Annotated in this window: 21 protein-coding genes; 17 read left to right on the top strand and 4 right to left on the bottom strand. The window is 37.2% G+C overall.

Features of this window, described 5'->3' with window-relative positions:
- The 5 genes from udk to AC3WJG_RS07020 all read left to right on the top strand — a co-directional run bounded on the left by udk (position 1) and on the right by AC3WJG_RS07020 (position 4679).
- Positions 1–636: a uridine kinase gene (udk, locus tag AC3WJG_RS07040; protein ID WP_013059280.1), complete on the top strand. Its 636-nt coding sequence runs from the start codon at positions 1–3 to the stop codon at positions 634–636.
- A 217-nt stretch (positions 637–853) separates the two neighbouring features.
- Positions 854–1330 carry a transcription elongation factor GreA gene (greA, locus tag AC3WJG_RS07035; protein ID WP_013059279.1) on the top strand — a complete coding sequence of 159 codons (477 nt, stop codon included), beginning with the start codon at positions 854–856 and terminating at the stop codon, positions 1328–1330.
- A gap of 119 nt (positions 1331–1449) precedes the next feature.
- Positions 1450–2007, top strand: coding sequence for an isochorismatase family protein (locus AC3WJG_RS07030; RefSeq protein ID WP_028410598.1), 558 nt, complete (start codon positions 1450–1452; stop codon positions 2005–2007).
- A 122-nt stretch (positions 2008–2129) separates the two neighbouring features.
- On the top strand, positions 2130–3896 hold the full coding sequence (locus tag AC3WJG_RS07025; RefSeq protein ID WP_060745435.1) for a peptidoglycan D,D-transpeptidase FtsI family protein: 1767 nt from the start codon (positions 2130–2132) through the stop codon (positions 3894–3896).
- Between the two features lie 117 nt (positions 3897–4013).
- Positions 4014–4679 carry a YrrS family protein gene (locus AC3WJG_RS07020; RefSeq protein ID WP_028410600.1) on the top strand — a complete coding sequence of 222 codons (666 nt, stop codon included), beginning with the start codon at positions 4014–4016 and terminating at the stop codon, positions 4677–4679.
- A 12-nt stretch (positions 4680–4691) separates the two neighbouring features.
- Here AC3WJG_RS07020 and AC3WJG_RS07015 read toward each other — a convergent pair whose 3' ends face one another.
- Positions 4692–4907 (bottom strand): YrzA family protein, encoded by a 216-nt coding sequence (locus AC3WJG_RS07015; RefSeq protein WP_334038162.1) that lies wholly within the window; start codon positions 4905–4907, stop codon positions 4692–4694.
- A 138-nt stretch (positions 4908–5045) separates the two neighbouring features.
- Between AC3WJG_RS07015 and AC3WJG_RS07010 the strand changes: the two genes are divergently transcribed.
- The 6 genes from AC3WJG_RS07010 to AC3WJG_RS06985 all read left to right on the top strand — a co-directional run bounded on the left by AC3WJG_RS07010 (position 5046) and on the right by AC3WJG_RS06985 (position 9444).
- The gene (locus AC3WJG_RS07010; protein WP_028410601.1) at positions 5046–5687 is read left to right on the top strand and encodes a class I SAM-dependent methyltransferase; all 642 of its coding nucleotides are present in this window, start codon (positions 5046–5048) and stop codon (positions 5685–5687) included.
- 17 nt (positions 5688–5704) lie between these two features.
- Positions 5705–6400 carry a 5'-methylthioadenosine/S-adenosylhomocysteine nucleosidase gene (gene mtnN / locus AC3WJG_RS07005; protein WP_028410602.1) on the top strand — a complete coding sequence of 232 codons (696 nt, stop codon included), beginning with the start codon at positions 5705–5707 and terminating at the stop codon, positions 6398–6400.
- Positions 6401–6541: 141 nt separating this feature from the next.
- Positions 6542–7465, top strand: coding sequence for a PLP-dependent cysteine synthase family protein (locus AC3WJG_RS07000; RefSeq protein ID WP_028410603.1), 924 nt, complete (start codon positions 6542–6544; stop codon positions 7463–7465).
- Between the two features lies 1 nt (position 7466).
- On the top strand, positions 7467–8600 hold the full coding sequence (locus AC3WJG_RS06995) for a bifunctional cystathionine gamma-lyase/homocysteine desulfhydrase (RefSeq protein WP_060745433.1): 1134 nt from the start codon (positions 7467–7469) through the stop codon (positions 8598–8600).
- Positions 8601–8681: 81 nt separating this feature from the next.
- Entirely contained in the window at positions 8682–8912 is a 231-nt protein-coding gene (locus tag AC3WJG_RS06990) for a YrhC family protein (RefSeq protein ID WP_013059270.1), read from the top strand.
- A 391-nt stretch (positions 8913–9303) separates the two neighbouring features.
- Complete coding sequence (locus AC3WJG_RS06985; protein ID WP_014458165.1) at positions 9304–9444, top strand: YrzI family small protein; 141 nt, start codon at positions 9304–9306, stop codon at positions 9442–9444.
- Between the two features lie 169 nt (positions 9445–9613).
- Here AC3WJG_RS06985 and sigK read toward each other — a convergent pair whose 3' ends face one another.
- Positions 9614–10342 (bottom strand): RNA polymerase sporulation sigma factor SigK, encoded by a 729-nt coding sequence (gene sigK / locus AC3WJG_RS06980; protein ID WP_028410605.1) that lies wholly within the window; start codon positions 10340–10342, stop codon positions 9614–9616.
- Between the two features lie 216 nt (positions 10343–10558).
- Between sigK and AC3WJG_RS06975 the strand changes: the two genes are divergently transcribed.
- A complete protein-coding gene (locus tag AC3WJG_RS06975) occupies positions 10559–10708 on the top strand; it encodes a hypothetical protein (RefSeq protein WP_013085077.1) in 150 nt (49 codons plus the stop codon).
- 174 nt (positions 10709–10882) lie between these two features.
- Here AC3WJG_RS06975 and pssA read toward each other — a convergent pair whose 3' ends face one another.
- A complete protein-coding gene (gene pssA / locus AC3WJG_RS06970) occupies positions 10883–11422 on the bottom strand; it encodes a CDP-diacylglycerol--serine O-phosphatidyltransferase (protein WP_013059266.1) in 540 nt (179 codons plus the stop codon).
- Between the two features lie 114 nt (positions 11423–11536).
- On the opposite strand from pssA, the gene AC3WJG_RS06965 reads away from it, so the two are divergent.
- On the top strand, positions 11537–12319 hold the full coding sequence (locus AC3WJG_RS06965; RefSeq protein ID WP_337133912.1) for a phosphatidylserine decarboxylase: 783 nt from the start codon (positions 11537–11539) through the stop codon (positions 12317–12319).
- Positions 12320–12392: 73 nt separating this feature from the next.
- Here AC3WJG_RS06965 and AC3WJG_RS06960 read toward each other — a convergent pair whose 3' ends face one another.
- Positions 12393–12533 (bottom strand): sporulation histidine kinase inhibitor Sda, encoded by a 141-nt coding sequence (locus AC3WJG_RS06960; RefSeq protein ID WP_028410607.1) that lies wholly within the window; start codon positions 12531–12533, stop codon positions 12393–12395.
- Positions 12534–13082: 549 nt separating this feature from the next.
- Between AC3WJG_RS06960 and AC3WJG_RS06955 the strand changes: the two genes are divergently transcribed.
- From AC3WJG_RS06955 to yhbY, 4 genes are read left to right on the top strand one after another with little or no spacing between them, the layout of a single operon-like run.
- Complete coding sequence (locus AC3WJG_RS06955; RefSeq protein WP_013059263.1) at positions 13083–13595, top strand: YqeG family HAD IIIA-type phosphatase; 513 nt, start codon at positions 13083–13085, stop codon at positions 13593–13595.
- Between the two features lie 3 nt (positions 13596–13598).
- On the top strand, positions 13599–14705 hold the full coding sequence (gene yqeH, locus AC3WJG_RS06950; RefSeq protein ID WP_013059262.1) for a ribosome biogenesis GTPase YqeH: 1107 nt from the start codon (positions 13599–13601) through the stop codon (positions 14703–14705).
- Positions 14706–14724: 19 nt separating this feature from the next.
- Positions 14725–15564 carry a shikimate dehydrogenase gene (gene aroE / locus AC3WJG_RS06945; protein WP_028410608.1) on the top strand — a complete coding sequence of 280 codons (840 nt, stop codon included), beginning with the start codon at positions 14725–14727 and terminating at the stop codon, positions 15562–15564.
- Positions 15565–15582: 18 nt separating this feature from the next.
- On the top strand, positions 15583–15882 hold the full coding sequence (yhbY, locus tag AC3WJG_RS06940; protein ID WP_013059260.1) for a ribosome assembly RNA-binding protein YhbY: 300 nt from the start codon (positions 15583–15585) through the stop codon (positions 15880–15882).
- Positions 15883–15908: the final 26 nt, after the last annotated feature.

Below are 15908 nucleotides of genomic sequence, written 5' to 3'. Positions count from 1 at the left end.
ATGGGGAAAAAGCCCGTTGTAATCGGTATCGCTGGTGGATCCGGTTCTGGTAAAACAACTGTAACCAAAGCTATTTATGAATATTTTAAAGGGCATTCTATTATGCTTCTTGAGCAAGACTATTATTATAAAGATCAAAGCGATGTACCGTTTGAACAGCGTTTGCAAACAAACTACGATCATCCTTTAGCATTTGATAATGATTTGCTGATTGAACACTTGCAAAACTTATTAAATTATGAGAGCATTGACAAACCGGTATATGATTATGCAATTCATACGCGTTCTGAGAAGGTAATTAGAGAAGAACCAAAAGATGTTATTATCTTAGAAGGTATTCTTGTACTAGAAGATCAGCGCTTGCGTAATTTAATGGATATCAAGCTATACGTAGATACAGATGCGGATCTTCGTATCATTCGTCGTATGCTTCGTGATATTAAAGAACGAGAGCGTACGCTTGAGTCAGTTGTTGATCAATACGTATCTGTCGTTCGCCCGATGCATAATCAGTTTGTTGAACCAACAAAACGCTATGCAGATATTATCATTCCTGAAGGCGGTCAAAACCACGTAGCGATTGACTTGATGGTCACTAAAATTCAAACAATTCTTGAACAAAATGCCATTTTATAATAACATAGCATAGATGCAGGAATTTTTTGAAGACAATGCAGACATATTCTGCTAACTAAACACAAACATTATAAAGAATAGAGAAACGAGCAGCTTCTGTTTTGAAGCTGTCATTTCTCTATTAACTGATTTTTCCACAGAGTGGAAAATTTTTTGTACATACAGAAATGGACTGTATACACTAGAGATTTTGAGTTCAAGAAGGAGTGAAGGGATTATGGCACAAGAAAAAGTATTTCCAATGACAGAAGAAGGAAAGCTAAAGCTAGAGCAAGAGCTAGAATATTTAAAAACAGTAAAACGTAAAGAAGTTGTAGAGCGTATCAAAATTGCCCGCAGTTTTGGAGATTTATCGGAGAACTCTGAGTACGATTCTGCAAAAGACGAGCAGGCTTTCGTAGAAGGCCGTATTACAACGCTTGAAAATATGATTCGCAATGCGAAAATTATTGAAGAAGATGTAGAAAATTCTTCTATTGTATCATTAGGTAAATCTGTAACATTTGTAGAGTTGCCAGATGGTGACGAAGAAACGTATACAATTGTAGGTAGTGCAGAAGCAGATCCGTTTGAAGGGAAAATTTCAAATGATTCGCCAATTGCTAAAAGTCTAATGGGCAAACAAATTGGAGATCAAGTAACTGTTCAAACTCCTGGTGGAGATATGTCAGTGAAAATTGTATCTGTTAAGTAAAACATCTGGTTGGAAGCGTTCTACTGAATGCTCGTAAGTAAAAAAGCTGACACGCGTCAGCTTTTTTTATATGATTTTAAAAAACGGAGAGAATAGAAAAGATATGTAAGAAAGGAAAGATGAAGATGAAAGATATCGATTTTACTAAAACAGCGCTTGTTTTAATTGATTTACAAAAAGGGATTGTTCCAATTGGAGGAGACGAAATTGTGGAGAAATCTGTTCAGCTTGTGAATCGTTTCCGCGAACAAAATGGATTTATTAGTTTTGTACGAGTAGATTTTCAAGATGGAAAAGATGCGTTGACGCCAGAAACGGATCAAAAGCCATCTGCTCCTCAAGAAAGACCTGCAGACTGGGCGGAATTCGATCCAAGACTTAATGTTCAAGAGAATGATTACATTGTGACAAAACGTCAGTGGGGAGCCTTTTTTGGGACAGATTTAGACCTTCAGCTTCGCCGAAGAGGAATTGATACAATTGTCCTTTGCGGAATTGCAACAAATATTGGTGTAGAAAGCACAGCTCGTGAAGCATTTCAGTATGGGTATAACCAAATTTTTATCACGGATGCCATGGCGACATTTACAAAAGAAGAGCATGAAGCAACTCTTTCTTACATCTTTCCGAAAATAGGAAAGCTAAGAACAACTCAACAATTTTTAACAGAAAATTAATAATAAAAACTTGCTGAATCAGCAAGTTTTTTTGTGAAATGAAAAAAAGAATGAATATTTCTTAAGATAATGGTTTTAAAAGTAATGGCAACGTCGACACTTGTAAAGAGTGAGGTGTAGTCATGAAAATAATTCACAAGCGAATTTATATTACTCTTATTTTTATTTTATTATTAATTAGTGGACTGGGAGCACGGCTTGTTCAACTTCAGCTTGTCAGCACAGAATCTTTTACTGACAAAAAGATTAACTTAATTGAAGGAAGCGTAAAACAGCGTACGCAGGAAATGGTGGTAGATGACGGGCGAGGGAAATTTGAAGATAAAAATGGACAGTCTTTAACATCTATCACGCACAATCGCTTAGTCTTGTTTCCATTTTTAGAAAAAATGAAGTGGCCTGTTCAGCAAGTAAGTGAAATCGTGGGAATGCAACCAAAGGAACTAACGAATAGACTAGCGAATGCTAAAACACCGGTTGTTATTACAAAAGAGTTATCCCATGCACAAGTCGAAAAAATAAATGCATTAAAGGTGCCTGGCGTATTTGGAATTCCTCTAAAAGATGAGCGTCCAGTTCCTCTTGCTGAACATTTAATCGGACTAGAGGCACAAAGCAAACAAATAATTGAAGAGAAGTATAGTGACAAATTGAAAAATGGAGCAATTAAATCAACTACGCCTGTAGGTATCTCAGGGATGCAGAGGGCTTTTGACGAGTTTTTGCTGCCTGAACAGGAGTCTAAGCTCCTTTATCATGTTGATCGCCTAGGTGGGCCTATGTTTGGCATCGATGTAAAGTACACGGGTACAGCTAACCCTTATTATCCAGTCAGTGTGCGTACGACGCTTGATTTGTCTGCTCAGGAGCTAGTGGAGAATACATTAAATCATTATAAGTTAAAAGACGGAGGAGCCGTCTTAATTGATATAAAAAGCAATAAAGTAATTGCGATGGCCAGCAGGCCTTCGATTAATAAGAAAGATCCATTTAAAAAGCAAAACGGTTCAGACAGCGTAGAAAATCGTTTGCTGACGCCACAAACTCCTGGATCTATATTTAAAACCGTAACAGCAGCTGCAGCGCTTGAACAAAATAAAATTCAGCCTTCTTTGACCTATAACTGCGATAAAAGTATTTATGGCAATAATGTAGAAGAAGATCATCAAAAAGGGCAGCTGACGTTTGAAGAAAGCTTCGCGCAAAGTTGTAATGCAACGTTTGCCCAGCTAGCAAAAGAAATGATAATATCTAATCCGAATATCCTTGAACAATATGCTGATAAGTTAGGACTTATTCAGCCTGTAGGATGGACGGGCGATGTGTTTCACTTTGAACATTTCAAGCAGTTTTTAGGAGAAAAATCGGGAAGAATATGGACAAATGCAAGAGAAAAAAAAGTACCAAATGCTGTAGGGCAAACGGCAATTGGACAGCTTGATGTAAAAGTGACTCCGCTTGCAGTAGCAAATATGATGGCGTCAATTGCACGCGGAGGAGAAAAGAAACAGGTAAAAGCTGTAGATGCGCTAGAGTATAAAAACAATACGTCATTGTATACATTTAAAGAGCATGAGTTAAAAGGAGATACCATTAATAAAGCCACAGCTGCTTCTATGCAGCAGCTTTTAAAAGGTGTCGTACAGAGCGAAAAAGGAACAGGAAGAAGATTTCAAACGCTTCCTTATGAAGTGGCAGGAAAGTCAGGAACTGCTGAAATCAATGTGAAAGACGATATCGTCAATAAATGGTTTGCGGGTTACTTTCCTGCAGATAATCCAAAATATGCAATGGTAGTAGTGGATTTAAATACAAAAAGTGCGATATCTCCCACAAACAGCGTATTTTATGATATTGTTAAAGGGATGTATGACTTAAATACACGTTAAAATAAGAAGAATTTGTAAAAAATATTACAAATATACTTCAAATAAATTTTGATGCTTCATGTATAAGAAAACACATGTTAGAATAAAGCATTATAAAAGTTGGAGGAAATTGTAGCAATGAATAACAATCGTTCTTCAAGACACGAAAACAAAGAAAAAAAAGTAAACCGATTATATAATCTGTTAATTGCTGTCGTAGCAGTTTTAATTGTATTTGTCGGTGGTACGATGATTCTTGGAAACAAGGATAAATCGGATAACCAAGCGGAAACAACTCAAAACAATCCGCAAACAAATGACCAAAAAACGGACAAGACGGCTAAAAAAGACGATGATTCTTCGAAAGAGGATCAAGCGACAGATGATCAAGCAACGGACGATCAAAGTTCCGAAGATGACCAAAGCTCTGAAGATGATCAAGCAACAGATGAAGAATCAAACGACTCAGATTCCCAGGCTGAAGTAGAGAAAAATCCAGAGCCTGGCGTGGCAGAACGCAAGGTAGATCCTTCATGGGATTCAGTAGGTACATCACAAGATGCACCTGCAGCAACATATAAAAAAGGATCAACGGATTGGAACGAAATGCTAAAAGCTGTAGGCGAAGGGTCAGGCATTAGTCCAAGCAATATGACCGTATGGCGTTTAGGGAATAACGGTGGCGTAGGTAAAGCCGTAGCTACGGTTAGTCCTAAAGGCAACTCTTCAACAAAATACCGCGTTCAAATTGAATGGGTAGATGGAGAAGGCTGGAAGCCCGCGGTAGTGGATAAGCTTCAATAAAAAAGCAGCGCGCTAGCGCTGCTTTTTTATTTTGAAATGAACAACTGCAGAGTACAGTTTTTTACCTCGTTCATAGTCCACAGACATTTGATGAGATACGCTGTGCACCTCAAGTAATATCGCTTTATTTTGATCAATTTTTTCAGCAATTTGTTTTTCAAGCACTTTAACATCAGGCGCTTCAAAAAATTCTATTTTATCTTCAATCATTTCAAATTCAAAGTTCATCTTACGACCCCCTTACCTCATTACTATAGTATAGCAAATAGAAAGTTAAAAGCTTAAAATATTTGTAAATGAAGAACAAACGATAGCTAAAAACATACTATATTCATAAGAATTATTAGTTATGAGGAGGCGTTTTTTATGGGGCTAGAGTTTTTAGATATCTTTGAAAAGTGGGCGAATGAGTATGATGCATCGGTAAGCGGGAAAGATGAACAGTATAGAGAAGTGTTTCGCAATTATAATGAAATCTTAGAATATGTAGCAGACCGTTCAATAGGGCATGTGATAGAATTTGGAACAGGGACTGGAAATCTAACAAAAAAACTGTTAGAAAAAGAACTGACTGTAGTAGGAATTGAACCTTCAGTACCAATGAGACAATTGGCACACCAGAAATTAGGGGCAGATGTTTTAGTCACACCAGGAGACTTTTTACAATTTGATACATCATTGTTTCCAGCAGAGAGCTTAGTTAGTACGTATGCTTTTCATCATTTAACAGATAAAGAAAAAGAAGAAGCTGTGATAAACTATGGAAAGTTACTTCAAAGCGGTGGTAAAATAGTGTTTGCTGATACAATGTTTGAAACAGCGGATTCATTTGCTGATACCATTGTTCAGGCAAAACAAAAAGGATATACGCAACTAGCAGAAGATCTAGAGAGGGAATACTATACAACGATTCCCGTCTTAAAGCAAATCTTTGAAAGCAATGGTTTTCACATAACCTTTACACAATTTAATCACTTTGTGTGGGTATTGGAGGCAACGAAACAATAGTAGAAAGAGGTTTTAAAATGAAAGTAGCAATCATTGGAGCAATGGAAGAAGAAGTGACGATTTTACGCGATAAAATTGAGAATCGTCAAGAAACAGTAATCGCAGGATGTGAATACTCAACAGGAACAATCAGCGGTGTGGAGGTTGTATTATTAAAATCAGGTATTGGAAAAGTAAATGCTGCGTTATCTACAGCCATCTTACTAGAGAAGTTCAAACCTGATTACGTTATTAACACAGGATCAGCAGGCGGCTTCCATCCAGAGTTAAACGTAGGGGATGCGGTTATTTCAACAGAAGTTCGTCATCATGATGTAGATGTAACGGTATTCAACTATGAATACGGTCAAGTGCCAAACTTGCCTGCAGCTTTTAAAGCAGATGATAAACTAGTTCATCTTGCTGAAGAAAGCGCTCTTGAAGTAACGGATATGAAAATTGTAAAAGGACTAATTGCTACAGGAGATTCGTTCATGAACGATCCTGTGCGCGTAGAGTTTGTTCGCTCTAAGTTTCCAGACCTGTATGCAGCCGAAATGGAAGCAGCGGCTGTCGCTCAAGTATGCTATCAATTTGGCGTACCGTTTGTTATTCTTCGTGCTCTTTCTGACATCGCCGGCAAAGAATCAAATGTTTCTTTTGAGCAATTTTTAGAAAAAGCGGCTGTTAACTCAACGAAATTAGTATTGAATTTTATTACAAAATTAAAATAAGCTGTTCGTAAAATATAGAGTTTGTTTTCGTCTACACTCTGCATCGTTTGTCATAACATGGGGTGTAGACTATATTTTTATTTAATTCCGACTTTATTTATAGGTTAAGTTATATTATTCGATAGCGAGGTGTTCAAGATTATGAAGGTAACCAAAAACGTTCATGAATTGATTGGAAACACACCTATGATTGAGATTACACAATTTGATTTACCCAGAGAAATCAGGATATTTGCTAAACTGGAATATGTTAATCCAGGAGGAAGTGTAAAAGATCGCTTAGGAAAAGAACTGCTGCAAGAAGCTCTTAGCTCTGGAAGACTGAAGCGAGGCGGAACGGTGGTTGAGCCTACTGCTGGGAATACGGGGATTGGGCTGGCTTTAGCTGCTCTTCAGCACGAAATAAACGTTATACTATGTGTTCCAGAAAAATTCAGTATTGAAAAACAGCAGCTTATGAAGGCTTTGGGGGCAACGGTGGTTCAAACGCCTACTGAAGCTGGTATGAAAGGTGCTATAAACAAGGCTCAAGAGCTGCTGCGTGAAATACCTGATTCTTATTGTCCTCAGCAATTTGCTAATCCGGCCAATCCTATGACTTATTACAAAACCTTAGGACCAGAAATATATGAACAGCTTGATGGAAAAATCGACGTGTTTGTAGCTGGAGCAGGTACGGGTGGAACATTTATGGGGACAGCAAAATTTTTGAAAGAAAAAAATCCTTTTCTAAAAACAGTCATTGTTGAGCCAGAAGGTTCGATTTTAAACGGAGGGAGATCCGGCCCTCACTTAACTGAAGGAATTGGAATGGAGTTCATCCCTGATTATATGGAGCGGTCTTATTTTAATGCTATTCATACTGTTGAAGATGTTTGTGCTTTTCAAAGAGTAAAAGAGCTGGCTTTAAAAGAAGGTTTACTAGTAGGAAGTTCTTCAGGAGCAGCCTTCGAAGCAGCCCTGCTCGAAGCAAAAAATGCAGAAAAAGGCGCTCATATTGTTACCATTTTTCCCGATAGCAGCGAACGGTACTTAAGTAAAAATATTTACGGTGGAGGAAGATAAGATGAAACGTAAAACACAGTTGATTCATGGCGGAATTGTTGGCGATGAACAGACGGGTGCTGTCTCTGTTCCTATTTATCAAGTGAGCACTTACAAACAAGAGGGAGCTGGAAAACATACGGGATACGAGTATTCGAGAACCGGTAACCCTACACGACACGCCTTAGAAGAACTTATTAAAGAAATTGAAGGAGGGTATGCTGGGTTTGCGTTTGGATCTGGTATGGCAGCTACTACTGCTGTATTCATGCTGTTTAACAGCGGAGATCATGTGTTAATTACAGATGACGTATACGGAGGAACGTACAGAGTGATTACAAAAGTACTGAGCCGTATTGGCATTGAAGCTAGTTTTATTGATACAAGTGACATCGAAAATATTAAGAAAGAAATTCGCCCCAACACAAAAGCTATTTATATCGAGACTCCCACAAATCCTCTCCTAAAAATAACTGACTTGCAGCAGGCTTCTTCAGTAGCTAAACAGCATCATTTACTTACCATCGTTGATAACACATTCAGTACCCCGTATTGGCAAAATCCTATCGAAAAAGGAGCGGATATTGTTCTGCACAGTGCAACTAAGTATCTAGGCGGCCACAGTGACGTTGTAGCAGGGCTAGCCGTTGTGAATTCGCCTAAATTGGCAGAAGACCTTCATTTTATTCAAAATGCGACTGGAGGCATTTTAGGACCCCAAGATTCTTGGCTTTTAATGAGAGGGGTTAAAACATTAGGAATACGAATGGAAGAACATGAATTCAACACTGGGAAAATAGTAGAATTTTTACTTGCCCATCCTGCTGTTACAAAAGTATATTATCCAGGATTAAAAACCCATCCAAACCACCTCATTGCTAAAAAGCAGGCAAGAGGTTTTGGGGGAATGGTTTCTTTTGATGTGGGAAGCGAAGAAAAAGCGGAAGAAGTACTGAGCAAAGTGAAGTACTTTACATTAGCAGAAAGTTTAGGAGCCATTGAAAGCCTCATTTCCATTCCTGCCAAAATGACTCACGCTTCTATACCGAGCGACCGACGTAAAGAGCTAGGAATTACAGAGGGATTAATTCGTATTTCTGTAGGTCTTGAAGATGTAGAAGATTTAATTGAAGACTTAGAAGAGGCATTGAAATAAGGGTGGTAAAAATAGGATTTTCGTAGACCTATAGATCTATGATAAAGTAGAGTTATAACATTCTACTGAGAAGGTGATTGTATGAAAGCTCAACACATCAAAGCAAAAATTGAAGATTACAGCCGCTTTATTTACGTCCTTCTAGCCGTAAGTACATTCTTGTACATTGGTGTTATGATTGGCCAAGGTGAAAAAAGTGATATGCAGCTTGGAATAATGGAAGCGATCGTTATTCTTTTTGCCGCCCTTGCCTTTTATTTTAGTTATCAAACTAAAAAACTGAAAAAAGAACTAATGAAAGAAAAAGAATAATAGATATAAAAAGGCGATCATACATCGTCTTTTTTTTTATGAGGGTTAAAGAAATAAAAAAATTCCCTATTTTTCAAAAAAACAGTTTACTTTTTGTGAGTCCGTGGATATAATTACCATTGTAAGGAAAATACTTTATTAAAAGGAGGTCGAGTCATATGTTAAGACGTTTATCAGTTATGGATCATCCAGCTTCAACTATGTCCAAAAATCGTCTATATACGTATACTATTCGGCCGTGTTCCTGTATCAAGTAACTTTCTTACCTTGATCATTAAAACACGTTAATTCACCACAGGTGCGAATAGTATCCCTGTGGTTTTTATTATTTTTCAGCCACAGGATGCTTATGCATTACTGTGGCTTTTTTGTGTATAAGGAGGTGATTGTAATGACACTGAACATTTTCTTTTTAACTATTACCATAAAGTCCCGTCAATACTCAGAGGAAGAAATTAAGCATGAACAGTATGTAAGACAATTAGAAGAAGAAATAAAAGACCGCAAGTATGAGTTTTATCGTCATTTCTAATTTGAACAGTGGAAAGGAGTGGATGAATGATGATTAATCAAAAAGGATATATCGTTGTATGGCTGCTTGTGGAGAAAGATTCCACCTAAATGATTAGTAGGGGGAGTAATGATGTGTTTGCTACGGATTATTATTTGGAAACTATTTTAAAAAAGAGCGGAAAGAAGGATTAATTATCCTTCTTTCCGCTCTTTTTTTTCTCTTTTTCGGCTCTGTAAAATTCGTGAAACATTTTCATCAGCGCTCGCTTTTCAATTCGCGAAACGTAACTTCTTGAAATATTTAATTCCTTTGCAATTTCTCGCTGGGTTTTTTCATCCTGCAGATCCAAACCGAAGCGGCCAACAATTACTTCCTTTTCTCGATCATCGAGGATATCGATGTATTCTTTTATTTTTTCTAATTCCATATTTAGTTGAATCATATCAATTACATCGTCTGATTCTGATTTTAATACATCAATCAAACTGATTTCATTTCCTTCTTTATCCTGGCCAATTGGATCATGCAGCGACACATCTTTTTTTGTTTTTTTGAGCGCTCGCAAGTGCATCAATATTTCATTTTCAATACAGCGTGCGGCGTAAGTAGCTAATTTTGTTCCTTTTCCTTGCGAATAACTTTCGATTGCTTTAATTAAACCGATTGTCCCAATTGAAATTAAATCCTCCGCATCCTCTCCCGTATTTTCAAACTTTTTAACAATATGCGCAACGAGTCGGAGATTGTGTTCAATAAGAAGGTTTCGCGCTTCTTGGTCTCCTTGTTCCATTAAAGATAAATATCTCTTTTCTTCAGCAGCAGACAAGGGTTGAGGAAACGCATTGTTTTTTACGTAGGAAACAAGGAAAACCAATTCTTTAAAGAAATAGCCTAGTGCGGTAAATAATGCAGACATCTCTTCACCTCCATAAGGGGATATCAACCTGTGAGAGACTAACATTACACTATATGTAAAAAGAAGGATGTCTTTGCCTGTACGTTTAAAATTCCTCCCGGGGACAAGAGAGTTTGAAAAAGTCCACAGATTTTTCTTTAGAGATAGTTAACAGCCTATACAGAGAAAAAGTATGTACATACGCTAGTAGTAGTTCATAGTGTAAGGAGGGAGAGTATGTACGGTTACGGAGGCTGCTGTTATCCTAATTATCCAGCATACCCATGTGGAGGAGGCTTCGGCTGGGGACTTGGATTGTTGATTGTTCTGTTTGTCCTGTTATTAATTTTCGGAAGCTTCTATTGGTTTTTTAGCTGCTGGTATTAAAAAAACTCATGCATGCGCATGAGTTTTTTTAGATGACATATCCTACCGAATAGAACCATTCATTTTTAAGAATTCTTAAGGAATTTTCGCTTTGTTTCTTAAAGAAGATGATTTATTCTATAATTAAGAAAAGAAGCAAGATGATAATATTCCTCTGTAAAAGTAAATGGAGCTCTATACTTTTTTTAGCTTGAAAGTACTAATCATCAAGCAAGCGAGTACGATAATTAAAAACATATAAAAGTGTGAAGGCAAATAAGGGACGCCCAAGTAGCTAAGAGTTAATAAACAACCTGCTGCGGTAATAGGGAGCCCTGTAAAATACCCAGTATTTTCTGTGATGTTAAAGCGGGCAAGACGAAGTGCTCCGCAAGCAATGTAACAGATGGTAACAATTGAACCTGCAGCACCAAAGTGAGACAAAATACTTTGATAAAGTAGTAGAGCTGGAGCGATGCCAAATGATATAATATCGCACATGGAGTCCAGTTGTTTTCCAAGTTCAGATTCAATTTGCAGCTTTCTGGCTACCATGCCGTCGAATCGGTCTGCTAACGCTGCTAAAAAAATTAGTAATAAACTTAAGTTCAATTCATTTTTCATGACAAATAAAATAGCAAAGCTTCCTAAACTTAAATTAACAATCGTTAAGGAGTTTGCCGCTTGGGATCTCAGCTTTTTAATTGTATGATCTAGATAGTCTAATAAAAACAATTTCCTCACTCCTTTAAAGGATGGAATGAACTAAAGGTAAAAATAATGGTAATTTCATTGTAGACGCAAACCTTATTCTAGTAAAGAACTATTCAGTATGTGGAGGTAAAATTATTGTTGCAGCACCTGTATCGAACGTTTATTGAGCTTACGAATCACCAAGGATCATCGAAGCTCATTCGAAAATTCACTTTCTCTAAATGGAGTCGGTTTGTTATACCCTCCTATACAAAAGTTTTTAAAGTAAATAAAGAAGAAATGGACAAGCCTCTGCATCACTATCAAAACTTACACGAGCTATTTATTCGCCGTTTGAATCCTTCTGCCCGTCCGGTCGATCAGCAGAAAGACAGCGTTGTCAGTCCTGTAGATGCAAAGATAGAAGCATATGGAGTCATTACGCCTCAAAAAGAAATGATTGTAAAAAACAAACCCTATTCTATACAGGAAATGGTTTCAAATGATCTCATTCTTGAAAAATATATAGAGGGACAGTTTATTATTCTCTATCTTAGTCCGAAAGACTATCATCGCATTCACAGTCCTCTTAAAGCCCAAGTGGGGAATACGTGGACCGTTGGACAAAAGTCTTATCCAGTAAATTCATTAGGAATCAAGTACGGGAAAGAACCGCTGGTGAAAAATTTCCGGAAGCTCACGGAGTTAACGTTTGAAAATGGTCACATGCTGATGGTAAAAGTAGGAGCCATGTTTATCAACAGCATTGAAGCGGTTTCTAAAAAAGAAGTAGTCGAAAAAGGGGAAGAAATGGCTTACTTCACGTTTGGTTCGACCGTCATTTTATTATTTGAGAAGAACTCAATCACTTTTGATTCTAACGTTCACTCAGGTTCTTATATAAAGTATGGAGAACCAATTGCTCATTTGAAAAAATAGAGCCTATATAATAAAAGAGTAGATAGATAAATGAAGATGCAGCTTTCTTTTATTAAGAAGGCTCTTTTATTCGTTAAGAAGGAATTTGTATGTTAATCTTTAATGATCTTCTTTCAATTTCCTCTTCAATTAATTTTATAAAATCAGGGCTTAATTGCAGTTCGGTTGCTTTGCTGTATGATTCAATAAGCAGCTCATCTGATAATTTTCTCATAAGATTGCCGCCACCTCCTACTAAAATAAATATCCTAAAAAGTTATATTTAAATGCTAATAAATTCCTTATTTATAATCTAACATGAATCAAATAAAGGAACAATCGTTCTGTTATCCACAGCTTTCGGTGGATAAAGTGTGGGTATGTTGTTTATAATTACCATTAATTGCTGAACTATAACAGAGGATAATGTGTATAAACTTATCCACATAATTAGGCTTATCATTTTTTGTCGAAAACTTTTAACAGAATTTGTTTACCACTTACCCTATTTGATAAGTAATAAACGTTTTCTGCACTATTTTTTATTTTAAGTTTGCAGAGAGTGAATATATCGTAAGCCCACGAACAAATAGAGGTTTGCTACCTTTTGTCAATAACTTTCTGTATAAAGTTAAAGCATTCACAAGGCATATCCTTTATACTAAGAAAAGACCTGTTTTTGAAGAGAATAAAATTTTAGGTTGGAAAATAACAAGAAGTCGTTATAATGATAGACGGCGTTAATTTTAGTATGTAACTATATATTCGAGGTGCATGATACGTGTTGAAACTTTTTTTACCAAATGAACATGTGAAAAACGTGTTTCAAATTAAGCCAGACGATTTGAAAGAGCGCGGAATAAAAGGAATTATTACCGACTTAGATAACACGTTGGTGGAATGGGATCGCCCTGATGCCACTCCGGAATTAATTGAGTGGTTTCAGTTAATGAAAGATAGTGGAATTAAAATTACGATTGTATCGAATAATGTGGAGAAACGAGTCAAGCTGTTTTCAGATCCAGTTGGACTTCCATTTGTATATAAAGCACGCAAACCGATGCGTAAAGCATTTAGGAGAGCTCTTCGTGATATGGAGCTGCAAAAAGATGAGGTTGTAGTGATTGGCGACCAGCTTTTAACGGATGTATTAGGAGGAAATCGTCTCGGCGTATATACAGTTTTGGTTGTACCAGTTGCGCAAACAGATGGATTTGTAACGAAATTTAACCGTAAAATGGAACGAAGAATTCTAGGTTGGATGAAACGAAAAGGTATGATTAACTGGGAGGATTAAAACGTGAGTGAAGAAAAATTACAGTGCGTAGGATGCGGAGTGGAGATTCAAACAGAACGACCGGATGAACTTGGCTATGCTCCAAAATCAGCACTAGAAAAAGAAGCTATTATTTGCCAGCGATGCTTTCGCTTGAAGCATTATAATGAAGTACAAGATGTTTCCTTAACAGACGATGATTTTTTAAAAATCTTAAATGGAATTGGTCAAACGGACGGTTTGGTTGTAAAAGTTGTAGATATCTTTGACTTTAACGGCAGCTGGTTACCTGGTTTGCATCGATTTGTTGGAAATAACAAGGTTCTTTTAGTGGGAAATAAAGCAGATTTACTGCCAAAGTCTATAAAGAAAAATAAACTCATTCATTGGATGAAGCGAGAAGCGAAAGAGCTTGGGCTAAAATCAGTGGATGTGTTCCTTATGAGCGCGCAAAAAGGACAAGGAATTCGCGAAATTGCCGAAGCTATTGAACATTACCGCGAAGGTAAAGATGTATATGTTGTGGGATGTACAAACGTTGGTAAATCAACATTTATTAATGCCATTATTAAAGAAGTAACGGGAGAAAAAGATATTATTACTACATCTCAATATCCGGGTACAACGCTGGATATGATTGATATCCCGCTTGATAACGGCGCGTCTTTATATGATACGCCTGGCATTATTAATCACCATCAAATGGCTCACTATGTAGATAAACGCGACTTAAAGTTAATTTCTCCTAAAAAAGAAATAAAGCCGAAGGTTTATCAGCTAAATGAAGGGCAAACGTTATACTTTGGAGGACTGGCGCGCTTAGATTATGTACAGGGAGGCCGCAAGTCATTAACATGTTATGTATCGAACGATTTGCATATCCATCGTACGAAGCTTGAAAAAGCAGATGAGTTGTATGAAAAGCAAGCAGGTGAACTGCTTCAGCCGCCGCGCCCAGAGCAAATGGATGAGTTTCCTGAACTGGTTGCACATGAATTTACAATAAAAAATGAAAAAACGGATATTGTTTTTTCAGGGCTTGGCTGGGTGACGGTTAATGAGTCAGGTTCAAAAGTTGTGGCGCATGCACCAAAAGGAGTCGGCGTATTTGTGCGCGATTCTTTAATTTAAACAAAAAGGGGAAAAAATCTTGAGTACATTATATGGGCTAGTTGGTTATCCGCTTGGGCATTCACTATCGCCATTGATGCAAAATGATGCCTTTAAACGTCTGAATATGGATGCTCATTATGAAGCTTTTCCAATTGAACCTGTTCATTTTGAGTCAGCCATTGGAGAGCTAAAAGATAAAAACATTCAAGGATTTAATGTCACGATTCCTTATAAAGTTGATATTATGAAGCATTTGGATGAAGTCGATCCATTAGCAAAGGCAATTGGCGCTGTAAATACAGTTGTTAATCAAGATGGCCGTTATATTGGATACAATACCGACGGAGAGGGGTATGTGACGTCTTTACTCAAAGCAGTAGAAGGAAGCTTATCCCAAAAAAGAATTTTAATTATTGGAGCTGGAGGGGCTGCAAAAGCTATTTTTTATACAATTGCAGCTCAGCATGCTCCCGACGTAATTGCGATATGCAATCGTACCGTCGAAAAAGCAGCTGTATTAGCTAACGAGCTGCCTTTTTCGACGAAAACGGCGGCGATGTCTATTTCTGATGCAGAAAAACAATTAGATACATTTGATATTATTATTAATACCACTTCAGTGGGAATGTATCCTAATGTTGATGAGCTGCCTTTAGCACTTACTTTCTTGCAAAAAGAAGCCGTAGTCAGCGATATTATTTACAACCCTTTAAAAACAAAGCTTTTAAAAGAGGCTGAAGCAAAAGGGGCAGGCACTCATAACGGTGTCGGTATGTTTGTACTGCAAGGTGCACTTGCATTTGAAAAGTGGACGAATGTCCGTCCTGACGAAGAGGCAATGGAACACATTGTTCTTTCAACACTAACTAAGAGATAAGATACAACGGAGGTTTTTATGTTAACAGGTAAACAAAAACGTTTTTTACGTTCAAAAGCACATCATTTAAATCCAATTTTCCAAGTAGGAAAAGGTGGAGTCAACGAGAATATGATTGGTCAAATTGCTGATGCATTAGAAGCAAGAGAATTATTAAAAGTAAGCATTCTGCAAAACTGTGACGAAGATCGTGACACGGTTGCTGCTCGATTAACAAAAGGAACAAAAGCAGAGCTTGTACAAGTGATTGGAAATACAATTGTATTATATAAAGAATCACGCGAAAATAAGCAGTTAATGCTTCCAAAAGTGAAATGAAATAGAGCGGGGAAACCCGCTCTATT

The organism is Priestia sp. FW507-14D1A (genome assembly GCF_058781295.1).
The sequence above is the reverse complement of the archived record's forward strand: the minus strand, read 5'-3'. Positions and strand labels throughout refer to the sequence as shown.